A 17063-nucleotide genomic window follows, 5' to 3' on the forward strand; every position below is an offset into this window, starting at 1 on the left:
TAGCAAGCCGAACCAGCCACAACACCCCGGTCGAGTGACTACCGCAACAGCGAAGCCGGGCGAACCTCCCAGATCGTCCGGTGCGGGCGGTAGCCCCGCCGGTGCCAGAACACCGAGGCCAGCGGATTGGGCGGGTGGTAGTAGAGGTAGGTGCCGGTCGCACCGCGCTCGCGGAAGTACGCGTGCGCCGTCTCGGCCAGTGCGCGACCCAGACCGCGCCCGCGCAGTTCCCGCGCCGTGCCGACGTTGTTCAGGTACCCCCAGCTGCCCAGCGGCAGCAGTTCGGCGGCCCCGGAGCCGGTCGTGACGTCCACCCACGAGCAGTCGGCGAGCCCGGCCACGGTGCCGCCGACCTCGGCCACCCAGACCGTGCCGGTGTCCCGGGCCAGCTTGGCGCGCAGCCGCGGGGCGAGCAGTTCGGCGGTGTTGTCCCGCCGCGGCAGCGCGACCAGCGCGGCGTACTCGAAGATCTCCAGCGCCAGGTGCAGCACGGCGTCGAAGTCGTCATGGCGCGCCTGGCGGATCGTCACACCGGGGACCTCGGCCGGCTCCGGCGGGCCGGTGCGCACCGCCAGCGCGGTCACCGGGGACAGCCCGTGGTCCAGGAAGGCCCGGATCGCCTCGGCGTCGTGGCTCGGCCAGGTCACCACGCACGCCGAGTCCTCGCCGGGCGACTCGCGGTCCAGTTCCGCGCGCCACGCCCGGAGCAGCGCGTCCATGCCCTCGGTACCGGCCGAGCCGATCTCCGGGAACAGCCGCCACACCCGCGCGGCCGACCACAGCAGTTCCACGTCGCCGGGTGCGTGCTGCTCCCGGCGCAGGACGGCGGAGACCCGCTCGCCGGCGGCGGTCACCGCGTGCAGTTCGGTCATGCCCTCATCTCTCCGGCCGGGGTCACGTCCCAGATGGTCCACAGTGGACGATAACCCTGCCGGTGCCAGAACACCGACGAGAGCGGGTTGCAGGGGTTGTAGAACAGGAAGGTGCCGCGCACGCCGGAGGACAGCAGCGCCCGGTGCGCCACGTCCAGCATCGCCCGGCCGACCCCGGTGCCGCGGGCGTGCTCGGCGACCGAAGCGGTGGCGACGTACCCCCAGCGCCCGCCGGGCAGCCGGTGCGCCAGTGGCCCGCCCGCCGCCGGGATCAGGCAGCGGGTGCTCACCATGCCCACCGCCAGCCCGTCCGCCTCGGCGAGCCAGACCCGGCCCTCCACCAGCAGCCGGCGCAGCCCCGGTTCGAGCAGCGCGGCGGCGCCGCCGTGCGGGGTGGCGGTGCCGACCAGCGCGGCGTAACGCAGTTCGGCGACCTCCAGCGCGAGCAGTTCCTCCAGGTCACCCGGCCCGGCCGGGCGCACGACGAGGCCGGGGCGGCGGTGCGGGACGGCCGGGGCGGGCGCGGTGCGCACGCCGATCGCCGTGCGGGGCAGGAAACCGTGCCGCGGCAGCGCGCCCGCCACCGCCAGGTCGAGGCTGGGCCAGGCCAGCACGCACGCCGAGTCCGGGCCGGGCCGCTCGGCACGCAGGCGCAACCGGACCGCGGGCAGCAGCGCCCGCAGGCCCGCCACGTCACCGGCGGCGAGCAGCGGGGTGATCTCCCAGCTCAGCGCGGGGGAGAAGAGCCGCTCGACGGCACCGGCGGGCAGCTTGCTCCGGTACAGCACCGCGGCGACCTGCCTGCCCTGTCCCGGCACCCGGGCGTGGACGCGCTCACCCGCCGGGGCGCTCGGCTCCGGCAGCAGCGGGTCCAGCCCGGCGAAGCTCAACCCGGCTTCCGGGTCCGGAAGATCGCCGTGCCGGGGAAGAGCTTGCCGCGCAGCGGGCTCCACTGGCCCCAGGTGCGGGTGTGCCCCGCCGGCCACTCGGGTTCGAGCAGGTCGAACAGCTCGAACCCGGCTCCGCTCAGGGCGCGGACGTAGTCGCCGAGCGTGCGGTGGTACTCCACATAGGTCGCCGTGCCACCACCGTCCACTTCGACGTACGGGGTGCGGTCGAAGTACGGCTGCGTGGCGGTCAGCCCGGCGGGACCGGGGTCGTCCGGGAAGATCCACCGCATCGGGTGGGTGACCGCGAACACCCAGGGCGCGCCCGGCCGCAGCACGCGGTGCACCTCGGCGAACACCCGGTCCAGCGAGGGCACGAACGGCAGCGCGCCGAAGGCCGAGCAGGCGGCGTCGAAAGCGGCGTCGGCCAGCGGCAGGTACTCGGCGTTGGCCTGGACCAGCGGCACCTCGATGCCGGTGCGCGCGGCGGCCTCGCGGGCGTGGTGCAGCATGCCCGCCGACAGGTCCAGCCCCACGGCGCGCGCGCCGCGGGCGGCGAGCCAGCGGGAGCACGGGGCCGAACCGCAGCCGACCTCCAGTACCCGGCGGCCGTCCACCGGGCCGAGCAGGCCCAGGTCGGCTTCACGCAGTCCCTCGGGGCACCAGAGGAAATCGGCTTCGCCGAGGAACTCGCCGTGGGTGGCGAGGTAGTCGTCGGCGTCGGCGTCCCACCAGGCCAGGTTGGCCGCGGCGGCTTCGGCCGAGCCCACTTCGCGGTGGGCGACGGCGGCGGTGCCGAGGCGTTCTTCGGCGCGGGCGTGGCGGTCGGCGGGCGGGTCGGCTGGCGGGTCGGCTGGCGGGGAGGTCACCGTGTCATCCTCCCGCAGGTGCCATAGCTGACGACGTGTGTGGACCCTGTTTGTGCCGCGCCCGGTGGGCCGCGTACGATACTCACTAGCGCAGTGGGTTCGCGCTACCTCTCCCTCCGGCGTCGAGCTGGGGTCCGGGTCGCGCACCGCCGTCGGTGATGCACGTGGCCGATCTCTTCGGGAACGCAGCAGAATCGCTCTTCGGCAGCCCGGTGCGCGCGCAAACAGCAAACCTACTATCCCCAAGCCGTTACCGGAGCAACCCGCCTAATGACCATCGACACCGCCACCGCCCCGACTGCGTCCACCCCGCAGCAAGTCGCCATCAACGACATCGGGTCGGAGGAAGACTTCCTCGCCGCGATCGACAAGACGATCAAGTACTTCAACGATGGCGACATCGTCGAAGGCACCATCGTCAAGGTCGACCGCGACGAAGTGCTGCTCGACATCGGGTACAAGACCGAGGGCGTCATCCCCTCGCGTGAGCTGTCCATCAAGCACGATGTCGACCCGGCCGAGGTGGTCACCGTCGGCGACGAGGTCGAGGCCCTGGTCCTCCAGAAGGAGGACAAGGAAGGCCGCCTGATCCTCTCCAAGAAGCGTGCGCAGTACGAGCGCGCCTGGGGCACCATCGAGGAGCTCAAGGAGAAGGACGAGCCGGTCAAGGGCACCGTCATCGAGGTGGTCAAGGGCGGCCTGATCCTGGACATCGGCCTGCGCGGCTTCCTGCCCGCGTCGCTGGTCGAGATGCGCCGCGTGCGCGACCTGCAGCCCTACGTCGGCCGCGAGCTCGAGGCGAAGATCATCGAGCTGGACAAGAACCGCAACAACGTGGTCCTGTCCCGCCGCGCCTACCTGGAGCAGACCCAGTCCGAGGTGCGCAGCGAGTTCCTCAACGCGCTCGCCAAGGGCCAGGTCCGCAAGGGCGTCGTGTCCTCCATCGTCAACTTCGGTGCCTTCGTGGACCTGGGTGGCGTCGACGGCCTGGTGCACGTCTCCGAGCTGTCCTGGAAGCACATCGACCACCCGTCCGAGGTGGTCGAGGTCGGCCAGGAGGTCACCGTCGAGGTGCTCGACGTGGACATGGACCGCGAGCGCGTGTCCCTGTCGCTGAAGGCCACCCAGGAAGACCCGTGGCGCCAGTTCGCCCGCACCCACGCGATCGGCCAGATCGTGCCGGGCAAGGTCACCAAGCTGGTCCCGTTCGGTGCGTTCGTGCGCGTCGAGGAGGGCATCGAGGGCCTGGTGCACATCTCCGAGCTGGCCGAGCGCCACGTGGAGATCCCGGAGCAGGTCGTGCAGGTCAACGGCGACGTGATGGTCAAGGTCATCGACATCGACCTGGAGCGCCGCCGCATCTCGCTGTCGCTGAAGCAGGCCAACGAGGGCTTCACCACCGAGTCCGAGTTCGACCCGACGCAGTACGGCATGGCCGCCGAGTACGACGAGCAGGGGAACTACATCTACCCCGAGGGCTTCGACCCGGACACCCAGGAATGGCAGGAAGGCTTCGACAAGCAGCGTGAGGAGTGGGAGCGGCAGTACGCCGAGGCCCACACCCGCTACGAGGCGCACATGAAGCAGATCGCCAAGGCCGCCGAGCAGGACGCCGAGGCCGCCGCCAACGCGGCGACCGGGGTGGACCCGTCGGGCGGGGAGCAGAGCTACACCTCCGCTCCGGCCGACTCCGGCTCGAAGAGCAGCGGTGGCACCCTCGCCTCCGACGAGCAGCTCGCGGCGCTCCGCGAGAAGCTGTCCGGCGGCGCGTGAGCCACGCCTGAACCACACCGCACCCCGGGACCCGCTTCGGGGTCCCGGGGTGCGGTGCTTTCCGGGCTCAGTCGAGCACGGCGGTGGCTTCGATCTCGATCATCAGATCGGGTTCGGCCAGTGAAGCCACGCCGATGCCGGTCAGCGGTGCCGACGGCGTGACGCCCAGCTTCTCCGCCGCCCTGGCGAGACCTTGGGCGAACAGCGGCATCTTGTCCTCGGTCCAGTCGACGACGTAGAGGGTCAGCTTCGCCACGTCGCCGAACGTGGCACCGACCTCGGCCAGCGCGGTACCCAGGTTCAGGTAGCACTGTTCGACCTGCGCGGCGAAATCGCCTTCGCCGACCTTGCCCCCGTCGGCGTCGCGGGCGACCTGGCCGGCGATGAACACCAGTTTCGAGCCGGTGGCCACCGACACCTGGCGGTAGAGGTCGACCTTCGGCAGGCCGTCGGGATTGACCAGGGTGATCATGCGAAACGCTCCTCGGCAGTGGGTGGGCTCCAACCATAGCATTGCTATGCTATGTATTCTGGGCCGATGGCCAGGACGAAGGACCCCGCGGTCCGCACCCTGCTGCTCGAGCGGGCGGCGCAGCTGCTGCGCACCCGCGAGCCGGTCACCCTGCGCTCGCTGGTGGCGGGTACGCCGGTGTCGACCATGGCCGTCTACACCCACTTCGGCGGCATGGACGGGCTGTGGCAGGCGCTGCGGCAGGAGGGCTTCACCCGGCTGGCGGCCCGGCTCGCCACCGTCGGAGTGTCCGCGGACCCGGTGCGGGACCTGACCGCGCTGGTCGCCGCCTACCTGGGGAACGCGCTGGACCACCCCGACCTGTACCGGGTCATGTTCGACGCGGGCTTCGAACTCGAGGACGCCAAGGCCGCGGACGACACGCTGGAGCACCTGGTGCAGGCCGCCGCCCGGGGCAGGCACGCGGGCCGCTTCCGGGACACCACGGTGCCGCTCGACCTGGCGACGCAGAGCTGGGCCATCGGCCACGGCCTGGTCTCCCTGGTCGCCACCGGGCCGCTGCCGCGCGAGAAGCTCGATTTCGGCCCCCCGATGCTGACCGCCTTGTTCGTCGGCGCCGGTGACGAGCCGGACCGGTGCCGCGATTCCGTGGCACGCGGATGGCGGCTGCCTGCTTCCTGATGGTGGGGAGTTCGCCTGTCCCGCGGTGCGCATTGGTGTGCGTACCGTGACGAATCCGGTGGACCCGGCCCCGCTCCGGGGTGATACTCGGGCGTGACGCCGGATTTCCGGTGGTCGCACCCGCACCGATGGTGCCGCGGGTTGTCGGATCTTCGAGGCCGCTGATTCGGGGTGGGTGGATGACTGTCGGCGTGCGGGTGCTCGGTGAACTCGAAGTGGTGCGCGACGGCCTGGTGGTCACGCCGTCGCAGCCGAAGGTGCGCCAGCTGCTCGCGTTGCTCGCGGTGAACTGGAACAAGGTGGTCCGCACCGAGCAGCTGCGGGAGGAGCTGTGGGCGGGCAGCCCGCCGCCGAAGGCCAGCACCACGCTCCAGGTCTACGTCTCCAACATCCGCCGCATGCTCGCCGGGGAACCGCGCTCGGCGAGCGGGACCGTGGTGCACCGCCCCCGCGTCGGCTACGCCCTCAACCTCCCGGAGCACACGCTCGACATCGCGCGCTTCGCCGGACTGGCGCGGTCCGGCCGCGCCGACCTCGACGCCGGACGGTTCGAAGAGGCGTCGGCCGCGCTGCGCGGCGCGCTGGGGGAATGGCGCGGCGGCCCGCTCTGCGACCTCGACCCCGGTGGGGTGCTCGCCCAGCACGTGGCCCGGCTGCGACAGGAACGCGCGGCCGTGCTGGAGCAGCGCATCGAGGTCGACCTGGTGCTGGGGCGCCACCTCGACCTGCTCGGCGAACTCCGGGCGCTGGTGCAGGAGTACCCGGCGCACGAGGGCCTGCACGCCAAGCTGATGCTGGCGCTGGACCGCTCGGGGATGCGGTCCGAGGCGCTGGCGGTGTTCCAGCGGTTGCGCGCCAGCCTGGTCGAGCAGCTGGGACTGGAGCCGAGCGCGTCGACCCGGCGGCTGCACCAGGACCTGCTCGCCGGGGAGAGCAAACCGGACCAGCCGCCGGGCACCGGTTCGGTGCGGCGGGCCACGTCCTGGTGGCACCCGCCCGCGCAGCTGCTGCCCGACCCGGTGGAGGTGGTCGGCCGGGACGCCGAGGTCGAGCGGATCACCGGTGAGCTGCGGGGTGCGTCGAAGCTGACCGTGGTGACCGTGGCCGGTGGGCCGGGCGTGGGCACCTCCACGCTCTGCGCGCACGTGGCGAACCGGGTGCGGGAGTCGTTTCCGGACGGTCAGGTGTACGCGGACCTGCTGGCGCACGAGTCGACGGCGGAGGTGCTGGCCGGGTTCCTGCGGGCGATCCGGGGCCCGGACTGCCGGCTGCCCGCGAGCGAGCGGGAACGCGCGGACCTGTTCCGCAGCTGGACCGCGCGCCGCCGGATGCTGGTGGTGCTGGACAACGTGACCACCGCCGGCGGGCTGGACCGGCTGCTGCCCGGCGGGGAGGGCAGCGCGGTGCTGGCCGGGTGCCGCCGCCGCATCGCCGCCCCGGCGGGGGTACCGGTGACGCTGCGGCCGCTGTCCGGGGAAGACTCGGTGCGGTTGCTGGGTTCGATGATCGGCACGCGGGTGGACCGCGAGCCGGGCGCCGCCGTCGAACTGGCCGGGCTGTGCGGCGGCCTGCCCGCGGCGCTGCTCGGCGCCGCCACCCGGCTCGCGCTGCGGCCGCACTGGTCGATCTCGCGCATGGTGCACCGCCTGCACCCACCGGGGGAGCGGCTCGGCGAGCTGACCGCGGGGCGGCTCGACCTGCTGGCCAGCGTGGAACGCACCGCCGCGTTGCTGGACCCCGCCCAGGCCGACGCCTTCCAGCGGTTCGCCGGCCTGTTCTCCCCGGTGGTTTCGGTGCCGGAGTTCGCCAGGGCCTGCCTGCTCGGCGAGCGGGAGGCGGAGTCACGGCTGGAGCAGCTGGTCGAACTGCAACTGGTGGAGGTCGAGGAGAACCGGCCGCAACCGGGGACGGGGTACTTCGGCTACCGGATGCACCCCCTGATCCGGCTGGCGGCTTTGGCGATCGGGGAACGGGGGCAACAGTCGTTGCGCGCCACGATCCGGTAGGGGTGCCGGGCGGTCGTGCCTCAATTCGATTCCTCCGGCGCGAAGCCGAGCACCCCCCACGGCCGGTCGCCGACCGCGGCCTCGGTGCGTTCGAGCAAGGTCGCGGTTCTGGTCACGGCCCGACAGGGCCAGCGCGACGAACGGCAGCGCCCCGGCGGCGAACTTTGGCGCGAGAAGGCCCTCCTACCCGACTTCCAGGGTCAGCCCGGCACGCCGGACGCACCTGCCTGAGCGGCCGCGGCGGTGAGCCGGGCGCGGGGAACCACGCGGGCCGAGCGCGAGAACGAGGTCGGCCGCCGATCGTCGCTTGACCGAATCCACCGTACTTCCAAGCCCGGTGGAAACGCTGGATATCCCCGTGGCAACAGTTCGTGAATCCGGACAGTGAACCGATTACGCCGAGAACCGCTCGTCCAGGCCGCGGGTGATGGCGTGCACCCCAGCCCGGTAGACCTCTTCACGGGCGGTTTCGGCAGGCGAAACGAACCAGCCCGGCAGCGGGGTCCGCTGGGCGTTGGTCAGCTCCACGCTGATCAGCCCGTGCATCGTGGTCCACAGGAGATAGGCGTAGGTGCGGCCGTCCTCATCGGACACCCCCGGCGGGGTCGCGCGGTCGAGGACGGTGGTGAAGGTGGAGCGCAGCACGCTCTGCCGCAGCTCCGGATCCGGGTCGAAGTCGGCGACCGGGCGCTCGAACATGAACGCGTAGCGGGCCGGGTTCTCCAGCGCGAACCGGCGGTAGGCCAGCGCCAGCTCCAGCACGTCCCGCCCGCGGTCGCCGGTGCGGGGCGGCAGCGTGGCGAACTCCGCGGCGAGCTGCTCGAAAGCGCGTTCGTAGAGGGCGTCGAGCACCCCGGCCCGGCCGCCGAAGCGGCTGTAGACCCCGATGGTGGAGGAGCCGGCGGCCACGGCGAGGTTGCGCACGGTCAGCCCGGCCACGCCCTGCTCGGCCAGCACCCGGATGGCGGCGCGCAGGAAGCGTTCCCTGGTCTCGGCCGCCGATCGCGCCGCGCCGTCCCGTGCCGCCATGCTTTCCCCGTTTCCTCGGCGCCCGGGGAAACATACTTCATCAGGTGGTCGCCGGTGCCCACCTGCGGTCGATGGTCGCGGCCGCCCTGGCACGGCGTTTCAGCCCGGCCAGGCTGTGCTTCGCGGGTACGAGCAGGGCGGTCAGCCAGGTGCGGCGGTACTCCACCAGCGCCTGGGCCACCGGGCGATGCCGGAGGCAATGCACCAGGCCCGGGGTTCCGAGCCGGTGCCTTCCGACGTGCTTGCTCGCGGGCATCGTTCCTCCGTGAATCGATCACCGGCACCGTACGCAGCTCGTCGGGAAACGCGACGCCGACGCGCGGCGGTTCACCCACATCGGTTCGGTAACGACCACTGAAAGTGGGGCTCCGGGTCCGGACTGGTTGAATGCGGCCATGCTGCGCGTGGGGCTGACCGGCGGGATCGGGGCGGGCAAGTCGACGGTGGCGACCCGGCTCGCCGAGCACGGGGCGCTGGTGATCGACGCCGACCGGATCGCCAGGGAAGTGGTCGAGCCGGGCACCGACGGCCTGGCCGAGGTGGTGGCCGCCTTCGGTGAGGACGTGCTGGCCGCGGACGGCACGCTGAACCGGCCCGCGCTGGCCGCCAAGGCGTTCGCCGACGAGGAGTCCCGGCGGCGGCTCAACGCGATCGTGCACCCGCGGGTGGGTGCGCGGACCGCGGAGCTGATGGGCCAGGCCGCCGCCGACGGCATCGTGGTGCACGACGTGCCGCTGCTGGTGGAGAACGGCCTGGCCCCGCACTACCACCTGGTGCTGGTGGTCGACGCCGACCCCGAGGTCCGGGTGCGGCGGCTGGTGGAGTCCCGCGGCATGGCCGAGCCGGACGCCCGCGCGCGGATCGCCGCGCAGGCGAGCACCGAGCAGCGCCGCCTGGTCGCCGACGTCTGGCTGGACAACGGCGGGGCGCCGGACATCGTGCTGTCCGAAGTGGACGCGCTGTGGGCGGACCGGATCGTGCCGTACGAGGCGAACGTCCGCCTCCGGCGCAGCCGTCCGCTGCCGTCGCTCAAGCCGGTGCCCCGCGACGAGACCTGGCCGGTGCAGGCCGAGCGGGTGATCGCGCGCCTGCGCGCGGCGGTCGGGGACAAGGGGGAGAACTTCGAGCACATCGGCCCGACGGCTGACGCGGTGCCGGAGGCCCCCGATGTGCTCGACCTGCGCCTGACCACGAACGGCGACGTGGCCGAGGAACTGGCGAACGCGGGTTTCCCGCGGGACCCGGAGGACCCGCCGGGGTTGCACCGGGGCGCGGACCCGGGGCGCCCGGTCACGGTCACCGTGGTGACCAAGGCGGTTCCGTAGGCGATCGCCATGTGCTTTGGCCGCCGCCGAGGCTTCCTCGCCGTGGTGACCAAGCGGCGCCCGTAAGCCCCCGCGTGCGCCGCTCTGTTTCGAGAGCGGTGCTCGCGGAACGGAGCGTCTGACCGGCGTGGCATCTCGGGTGGTTACGTCAGGTCGCTGGTCGGGTTCGTTGTGGTGATCAGGCATGGTTGGCAGGGCAACGTCGCGGCTTCGGGGCCTCCTCGTGGTGAGGTGGGCGGGTTGCGCCTGTCGGCTCCGGCGTGCGCTGCTCCGTTTCGAGAGCGGTGCTCGCGAAACGGAGCGTCTGACCGGCGTGGCATCTCGGGTGGTTACGTCAGGTCACTGGTCGGGTTCGTTGTGGTGATCAGGCATGGTTGGCAGGGCAACGTCGCGGCTTCGGGGCCTCCTTGTGGTAAGGTGGGTGGGTTACGCTCGTAGGCTCCGGTGTGTGCTGGCCTGTTTCGAGAGCGGTGCTCTCGAAACGGAGCACGTGGCTGGCGCCATATTTCCGCGGCCACGTCAGGTCACCCGGTCAGGCTCGCCGTGGTGAGCAGGCGGCGCCTGTTGGCCGCGCCGCTGTTGGGCCAGGTCGCCGTGGTGAGCAAGCCGCGTCCGCAAGTCTCGGCGCGGCTCCCGGTCACCGTGGTGAGCAGGTCTGGTTCGCAAGCCAGCCGCGGTCTGCGGGCATCTTCATCGTGAGGTGCCAGGCGTGCGCTGCTCTGTTTCGAGAGCACCGCTCTCGAAACAGGGCACCTGATCAGCGCGGCACCCGGCAGCCACTCCAGGTCGCCAGGTCACCCCCGTCGCGGGGTGAGCAGGCCGCGTTCGTACGCCACCGCCACCGCTGCCGCCCGGTCCTTCACGCCCAGTTTCGCGTAGGCGTGCAGCAGGTGCGTCTTGACCGTGGCCTCGCTGATGAACAGCTTCGCCGCCGCCTCCTTGTTGGTGGAGCCGCGCGCGATCAGGCCCAGCACCTCCAGCTCGCGCCCGCTCAGCGGCTCCTTCGCCGGCGCCCGCATCTGCGCCATCATCCGGCTGGCCACCGCGGGGGAGAGCACGGACTCACCCCTGGCCGCCGCCCGCACCCCCCGGAACAGGTCGTCGCGCGGGGAGTCCTTGAGCAGGTAGCCGGTGGCCCCGGCCTCGATCGCGGGCAGCACGTCCGAATCGGTGTCGTAGGTGGTCAGCACCAGCACCTTGGCCGGATTGCCCCGCCTGCCCAGTTCGGTGATCGCGGCGATCCCGTCCATGCCGGGCATCCGCAGGTCCATCAGCACCACGTCCGGGCGCAGCCGCTCGGCCAGCTCCACCGCCCGCGCCCCGTCGGCGGCCTCGCCGAGCACCTCGAACCCGTGCTCGGCGGTGAAGATGCCACGCAGGCCGTCGCGGACCACCGGGTGGTCGTCGGTGATGAGCAGGGTGATCATCGGCCCTCCGGCGCGGTGATGGCGGGCAGGTTCACCGAGATCGCGGTGCCCCCGCCCGGTTCGGACTCCACGTGCAGCGACCCGGCCAGCCGCTCGGCGCGCTGGCGCATCCCGCTCAGCCCGTAACCACCGGGGCGCGTCCCGGCCGGGTCGAACCCGCACCCGTCGTCACGCACGTCCAGGGTCACCTGGTCCTCCATGTAGGACAGCGTCAGCCCGGCGCGGCCCGCCGCGGCGTGCTTGTCCACATTGGCCAGCGCCTCCTGGGTGATCCGCAGCAGGGTGGCCTCCACCTCCGGGTGCAGCGGGCGCACCGTGCCGGTGGTGGTGAACTCGATCGGCACCCCGCTGCGGTCGGACCAGCGGCCGGCCACCCCGCGCAGCGCGTCCGGCAGCTGCGCGGCGTCCAGCGCCTCGGGCCGCAGCGCGTGCACCGCACGGCGTGCCTCGGCGAGGTTCTCCCTGGCCAGCGCGGTGGCCAGGTCGAGGTGCCGGTCCCGATCGGCCGGCTCGTTCCGCGCGGCTTCGAGCTGGGTGATGATGCCGGTGAAGCCCTGGGCCAGGGTGTCGTGGATCTCGCGGCTGAGCCGCTGCCGCTCGTCGAGCACCCCGGCCTCCCGCGCCTGCGCCAGCAGTTGCCGGTGCAGCCCGGCGTTCTCGGTCATCGCCGCTTCCAGCTTCTTCAGCGCCTCCCGCCGCTTGACGCTCTGCTCCACCAGCTTGTCGCCCATCAGCGAGCCGCCGGCGATGGCCAGCGTCTGCACCAGCACCACCGGGACGAACACCTCGGGGCTTTCGATGAGCGCCCGCGCCGGCCCGCCCCCGGCCAGGCTGTTGATCAGCACCGAGGTGGTGAGCAGGCCGAGCAGCATCAGCCAGCCGGGGCGCAGGCGCAGCGCGTGGAAGAAGCCGACGATCAGGAACAGCAGGTAGAGCGTCTCCCTGGCCATCAGCACCCCGGCCAGCGCCAGCACCCCGGCCAGCGAGACCAGCGGCAGCCAGCGGTTGTCCGGCAGGCGCAGCCGGGGCAGCGTGTCGGTCAGCGCCACCCAGCACAGCGCCACCCCCGCCAGCACCAGCGTGGTGCGCTGGTGCTCGGCGGGCTGGGTGGAGGACGACGGCTGGATGACCACGCTGAGGCCGAGCATGACGTAGGGGAACCACAGCTCGATCCGGCGCACCCACGGCGCCCAGTGCGCAGGCGTGTCCTCGGACAACCCGGTCCAGGTCGGCCGCTCCCGCTCGCTCCCCACCGGGGCATTATCGAACAGGGTCACAGCGCCAGGTCGCGGAAGGCGGGCCACAGCTGCGGCAGCGGTGCCGACGGCCCGGTGGCCAGCCAGATCGGCGCGCCCTGGGTGAACAGCGGGACCGGTTTGCCGGTGTCGACCACCCCGGCCTGCTCGACCCGGGCGAAGTGCGCCCGCAGCACCGGGCTGTCCGCGCCCACGTAGAGCACGGTGTCCGCCGAGGCCGGTGGGGTGGCCAGCGTCCAGTACCCCCGGTTGCCGCTGTACGGCTCGGGCAGCCCGCGTTCCGGGCCGTAGTGGTCCAGCGCGGACGCCTGCCAGTACACCTGGGTGACGATCGCGGTCCGCGCCCGCTGCTCCGGCGGCAGCGACCGGTAGACCGAGGCCACGTCGTCGGCGAACTCCGGCCAGCCCCGCTCGGCCGAGGCGAACACCGGCTGCGGCAGGTCCGGGCGGGCGTCCAGCAGCGAGGCGGGCAGCACCGGCAGGGTCAGCGGCACGGCGATCAGCGCGCTGATCCCGTAGACCGGCCAGCTCGCCACCCACCGCCACCAGCGCCGCGCCGACCCCGCCTCCAGGTGCACCGCCGCGACCGCCCAGCACAGCGGGTACATGCCGGCCACGTAGTAGAAGCGGCCACCGGCCACGGCGAACACCACGGTCAGCGCGAGCGCGGTCCAGCCGAGGAACCGCAGCGACGGCGAGCGCAGCGTCCGCCACAGTCCGTAGAGGACCAGCACCGCGCCGGTCAGCACCCCGGCCGTGGCGAGCGCGACCACCGGGAAGCTCAGCGCGGTGGCCAGCTTGTCCGGGTTCTCGTCGCCGATCGCCTCGCCCATCGCCAGCTGCGGCCAGCCGTTCGCGGCCTGCCACAGCACGGTCGGCACGGCGGCGGCCACCGCGATGGCGGCGCCGAGCCACAGCTTCGGCCGGGTGAGCAGCTCACGCGGCCCGAGCCAGGCCGCGAACAGCAGCGCGAACACCCAGAACGCCGGGATCAGGAACTTGACGTTGAGCGCCAGTCCGGTGACCGGCCCGGCCCACAGCAGCAGGCCGTCGGCCCTGGTGCGCAGCCAGCGGGTGAGCAGCCACAGCACCGCCGTCCACAGCAGCGGGTCCAGCGTGGAGGTGGCCAGGTAGTGGCCGCTGCCGAGGAACTGCGTGCTCACCGCGAACGCCCCGGCCGCCAGCACCTGCGCCCGGCGGCCGCCGCCGAGTTCCCTGGCGATCGACGCGGTGAGCACCACCGCGGCCACCACCGCCAGCACGGCGGGCAACCGCAGCGCCCACACCGAACCCGGCGCGAGCGCGTCCACCAGGTGCGCCAGCAGCGGGAGCACCGGCGGCTGGTCGGCATACCCCCAGTCCAGGTGACGACCGGCCGCCAGGAAGTACAGTTCGTCGCCGAAGTAGCCGTACCGGCCGTTGACCAGCAGGAGCAGAGCCGCCATCGCCCCGGCGACGGCGAACACCGGCCCCTTGGCGAACGGGCGGACCTCGACCGGGCCCGCCGTCCGCACCGTTTCGGTGGTGGTCACGCCTCACTCCCAGCGGAAGAACCTGGCGGCGATCCCGCCGCAGACCACCCCGACCACCACCAGCGCCCCGAGCTGCAGCAGCTCCGGGTCACCCCCGGACCAGGTCTCGCGCATGCCGTTCAGCGTGGAGCCCAGCGGCAGCACGTCGGCCACCGGCTGCAGGAAGTCCGGCAGGTCCTCCTTGCGCACCCACACCCCGCCCAGCGCCAGCATCGGGAAGAACGCCGCGGCCCCGAGGCCACCCGCGGTCCGCCCGGTCGGGGCCAGCGCCGCGATCAGCAGGCCGACCGAGAACAACGCGGCCGTGCCCAGCACCGCGACCAGCAGGAAGCCGCCGAGGTTGGCGGGCAGCGCCATGCCGAGCACCGCCGCGCCGAAGCCGACGATCAGCAGCACCACCACCAGCGCCGCGGTCAGGTTCACCACCAGCTGCGCGGTGAGCAGCCGCACCGGCGGCACCGGGCTGGCCGACAGCCGCCGCAGCACGCCCTTCTCCCGGTAGGTGGCCATCGCCGCCGGGAACATCGTCAGCGCCAGCATGGCCAGCAGGATCGCCACCGACAGCGGCGCGATGAAGGTGTCCAGCGGCACCTTCCCGCCGAACTCCTCGGACGGTTCCTTCGCCCCCGGCACCAGCCCGAACACCGCCAGCAGCGCGACCGGCACGCCGAGCACCACGATGGCCGCGCCGGGGTCACGCAGGAACAGCTTCGCCTCGACCGCGGTCAGTTTCCCCAGCGCGCTCATCGCACGTCCTCCAGCTTCCGTCCGGTCAGCGCCACGAAGGCGTCGTCCAAAGTGGCCTGTTCGACCCGCAGTTCACCGGCGATGACCTGCCGCCTGGCCAGCAGCGAGGTGACCGCGTGCAGCACGTTGCCGGTGCCGGTGATCACCACCTGGCCGCCGTGGCGCTCCACCCGGCGCACCTCGGGCAGCGCGGTGAACGCCTCGTCCTCGATCGGCGCCGAGGGGCGGAACCGGATGCGCTGCTCGTCGTCCACCCCGGCGACCAGGCCGGCCGGGCTGTCGATGGCGACCACCCTGCCCCGGTCGATCACCGCGATCCGGTCGCAGAGGCGCTCGGCCTCCTCCATGAAGTGGGTGACCAGCACGATGGTCACCCCGCCCGCCCGGATGTCCTCGATCAGCTCCCAGGTGTCGCGGCGGGCCTGCGGGTCCAGCCCGGTGGTCAGCTCGTCGAGCACGGCCACCTCCGGGCTGCCGATCAGCGCCAGCGCGATGGACAGCCGCTGCTTCTGGCCGCCGGAGAGCTTCTTGTACGCGGTGTCCCGCTTGTCCGAGAGCCCGAGGTCGGCCAGCAGCCGCTCCGGATCGGCGGGTTCGCGGTAGAAGGACGCGTAGAGGTCGAGCGCCTCCCGCACCTTCAGCTTCTCGGGCAGCTCGCTCTGCTGGAGCTGCACGCCGAGCCGCTGCCGCAACTCGGCGGTGTCGCGCCGCGGGTCCAGCCCCAGCACGGAAATCGTGCCCTCATCGGGCTTCCGCAGCCCCTCCAGGCATTCCACGGTGGTGGTCTTCCCCGCCCCGTTCGGCCCGAGGATCCCGAAGATCTCCCCCCGTTCGACGGTGAACGAAACCCCGTCCACGGCGACCTTGTCCCCGTAGCGCTTGCGCAGGCCGGATACCTCGATGATCGGCATCTGTGCGCCCCCTTTCCCGGTGTGCCACCAGGTTCTCGCGGGAAAGGGGGGCGGCGGATCGCCCTGGCGGCCAGAGAACCGGTCCACCGGCGGAGGCCGGGCATCCACCGATCGGTGGAGCGGCCGGTCAGCCCCGCGACAGCCGGTCCGCGGTGCGCGTGGTCTCGGGGAGGCGGAACCGCGGTGTCAGGGCGAGCACCAGTGCGCAGGCGGTGTCCAGGTCCATCCGGTGCCCGATGGAGACGAAGACCGGTTTGACGCCGTCACGGGTGCGCAGTGCGCGGCCGACCACTTCGCCGCCGTCGACCAGCTCCGACCACGCACCGCGTTCGGGTGCGGGCGGTTCGTACGTGCCCAGCGCGTTCTTGCCGACGCCGAGCGCGGGCAGGCCGGTGAGCACCCCGGCGTGGCAGGCCAGGCCGAAGCGGCGCGGGTGGGCCAGGCCCTGGCCGTCGCAGACGAGCACGTCCGGTGTGGTGGTCAGCCCGCCGAGCGCGTCGAGCAGGGACGGCAGCTCGCGGAAGGCGAACAGCCCCGGTACGTAGGGGAAATCGGCCTCGCCTTCGACCACGGCCTGGTCGACGACCGCCAGGGTGCCGAGGTCGAGCACGGTCACCGCCGCCCGCAGGCCGCGGGTGTACGACACGTCGAGCCCGGCCGCCGTGCGCGGGGCGAACCCCGGTGGTGCCTCCCGGACCACCGAGGGCGCCAGCCGCCGCTGCACCGCGATCGCCTCGTCCACAGAGGACGGCCAGCCGGTCACCGGCGGCGCCAGGTCAGGTGCTCACCGGTGGTGGCCAGCCAGTCGCGCAGCCGGTGCCCGTGCGCGGCCAGACCGTCCACAGTGGCGTAGGCGGTCTCCAGCGCGCGTTCGGCGGCCCGCGGGGTGACCAGCCCGGCGACCGTGGCTTCGAGCAGTTCGCCGGTGTCGATCACCTCGAGGCCCCGGCCGTCGCGCAGCACGATGTCGAGGTAGAGGTCGGTGGCCCGCCAGGTCCGGCCGTCGGTCTCCACCTCCACCACGTCGAGGTAGAAGTCCTGGTCGCGTTCGTGGCCGGGGCTGAACCAGAAGTCGGTGACCCGCAGGCCGCGGGCGGGCAGCAGCCAGGATTCGAGGTAGTGGAACTGGGCGCGGCCGGGTGCCGGGCGCGCCATGTACAACCCGTGCGGCTCCACCCGGAACTCGTCGACCTCGCGGCGGATGCCCTTGTTGTCGATGTTCACCGCGGCGGCCGGGTCGAAGGTCTCCACTTTGGGCGGATGTGCGCTCATCCGC

The 17063-nt window shown here is 72.7% G+C and carries 16 protein-coding genes and 1 pseudogene; 4 read left to right on the top strand and 13 right to left on the bottom strand.

The features are described 5' to 3' along the window. Nucleotides 1-38: 38 nt before the first annotated feature. The 3 genes from AC07EG_RS31575 to AC07EG_RS31585 are packed head-to-tail and all read right to left on the bottom strand — an operon-like array spanning nucleotide 39 to nucleotide 2628. A complete protein-coding gene (locus AC07EG_RS31575) occupies nucleotides 39-872 on the bottom strand; it encodes a GNAT family N-acetyltransferase (protein ID WP_478256880.1) in 834 nt (277 codons plus the stop codon). Then, nucleotides 869-1762, bottom strand: a complete 894-nt coding sequence (locus AC07EG_RS31580; protein WP_478256881.1) for a GNAT family N-acetyltransferase — start codon at nucleotides 1760-1762, stop codon at nucleotides 869-871. The genes AC07EG_RS31575 and AC07EG_RS31580 overlap by 4 nt, the downstream gene beginning before the upstream one ends. Continuing rightward, a complete protein-coding gene (locus AC07EG_RS31585) occupies nucleotides 1759-2628 on the bottom strand; it encodes a class I SAM-dependent methyltransferase (RefSeq protein ID WP_478256882.1) in 870 nt (289 codons plus the stop codon). The genes AC07EG_RS31580 and AC07EG_RS31585 overlap by 4 nt, the downstream gene beginning before the upstream one ends. A 270-nt stretch (nucleotides 2629-2898) precedes the next feature. On the opposite strand from AC07EG_RS31585, the gene rpsA reads away from it, so the two are divergent. Next, on the top strand, nucleotides 2899-4401 hold the full coding sequence (gene rpsA / locus AC07EG_RS31590; protein WP_478256883.1) for a 30S ribosomal protein S1: 1503 nt from the start codon (nucleotides 2899-2901) through the stop codon (nucleotides 4399-4401). A gap of 67 nt (nucleotides 4402-4468) precedes the next feature. Here the strand turns inward: rpsA and AC07EG_RS31595 are convergent, their stop codons facing one another. Then, entirely contained in the window at nucleotides 4469-4873 is a 405-nt protein-coding gene (locus AC07EG_RS31595) for a RidA family protein (protein ID WP_478256884.1), read from the bottom strand. A 66-nt stretch (nucleotides 4874-4939) separates the two neighbouring features. Here AC07EG_RS31595 and AC07EG_RS31600 point away from each other — a divergent pair, with 66 nt between their 5' ends. Beyond that, nucleotides 4940-5554, top strand: coding sequence for a TetR/AcrR family transcriptional regulator (locus tag AC07EG_RS31600; protein WP_478256885.1), 615 nt, complete (start codon nucleotides 4940-4942; stop codon nucleotides 5552-5554). A 179-nt stretch (nucleotides 5555-5733) separates the two neighbouring features. After that, nucleotides 5734-7560, top strand: a complete 1827-nt coding sequence (locus AC07EG_RS31605) for an AfsR/SARP family transcriptional regulator (RefSeq protein WP_478256886.1) — start codon at nucleotides 5734-5736, stop codon at nucleotides 7558-7560. Between the two features lie 393 nt (nucleotides 7561-7953). Here AC07EG_RS31605 and AC07EG_RS31610 read toward each other — a convergent pair whose 3' ends face one another. Next, nucleotides 7954-8589: a TetR/AcrR family transcriptional regulator gene (locus AC07EG_RS31610; protein WP_478256887.1), complete on the bottom strand. Its 636-nt coding sequence runs from the start codon at nucleotides 8587-8589 to the stop codon at nucleotides 7954-7956. Nucleotides 8590-8629: 40 nt separating this feature from the next. Then, a complete protein-coding gene (locus AC07EG_RS31615) occupies nucleotides 8630-8845 on the bottom strand; it encodes a hypothetical protein (RefSeq protein ID WP_478256888.1) in 216 nt (71 codons plus the stop codon). Between the two features lie 139 nt (nucleotides 8846-8984). Here AC07EG_RS31615 and coaE point away from each other — a divergent pair. Then, a pseudogene (gene coaE, locus AC07EG_RS31620) lies at nucleotides 8985-9911 on the top strand (dephospho-CoA kinase); the annotation flags it as partial. Between the two features lie 797 nt (nucleotides 9912-10708). On the opposite strand, the gene AC07EG_RS31625 reads toward coaE, so the two are convergent. The 7 genes from AC07EG_RS31625 to AC07EG_RS31655 all read right to left on the bottom strand — a co-directional run bounded on the left by AC07EG_RS31625 (nucleotide 10709) and on the right by AC07EG_RS31655 (nucleotide 17059). Continuing rightward, on the bottom strand, nucleotides 10709-11341 hold the full coding sequence (locus tag AC07EG_RS31625) for a response regulator (RefSeq protein ID WP_478256889.1): 633 nt from the start codon (nucleotides 11339-11341) through the stop codon (nucleotides 10709-10711). Next, entirely contained in the window at nucleotides 11338-12594 is a 1257-nt protein-coding gene (locus AC07EG_RS31630; RefSeq protein WP_478256890.1) for a sensor histidine kinase, read from the bottom strand. The genes AC07EG_RS31625 and AC07EG_RS31630 overlap by 4 nt, the downstream gene beginning before the upstream one ends. A 20-nt stretch (nucleotides 12595-12614) precedes the next feature. Then, on the bottom strand, nucleotides 12615-14042 hold the full coding sequence (locus AC07EG_RS31635) for a glycosyltransferase family 39 protein (RefSeq protein WP_478256976.1): 1428 nt from the start codon (nucleotides 14040-14042) through the stop codon (nucleotides 12615-12617). A gap of 90 nt (nucleotides 14043-14132) precedes the next feature. Continuing rightward, nucleotides 14133-14876, bottom strand: a complete 744-nt coding sequence (locus tag AC07EG_RS31640) for an ABC transporter permease (RefSeq protein WP_478256891.1) — start codon at nucleotides 14874-14876, stop codon at nucleotides 14133-14135. Next, the gene (locus AC07EG_RS31645; protein WP_478256892.1) at nucleotides 14873-15787 is read right to left on the bottom strand and encodes an ABC transporter ATP-binding protein; all 915 of its coding nucleotides are present in this window, start codon (nucleotides 15785-15787) and stop codon (nucleotides 14873-14875) included. Before AC07EG_RS31645 ends, AC07EG_RS31640 begins: the two co-directional genes overlap by 4 nt. Nucleotides 15788-15914: 127 nt before the next feature. After that, nucleotides 15915-16550, bottom strand: a complete 636-nt coding sequence (locus tag AC07EG_RS31650) for an endonuclease V (RefSeq protein ID WP_478256893.1) — start codon at nucleotides 16548-16550, stop codon at nucleotides 15915-15917. Then, nucleotides 16547-17059 carry a ribonuclease FAU-1 family protein gene (locus AC07EG_RS31655; protein WP_478256894.1) on the bottom strand — a complete coding sequence of 171 codons (513 nt, stop codon included), beginning with the start codon at nucleotides 17057-17059 and terminating at the stop codon, nucleotides 16547-16549. The genes AC07EG_RS31650 and AC07EG_RS31655 overlap by 4 nt, the downstream gene beginning before the upstream one ends. Between the last annotated feature and the right edge of the window lie 4 nt (nucleotides 17060-17063).

This window comes from Amycolatopsis sp. NPDC045836 (genome assembly GCF_056431745.1).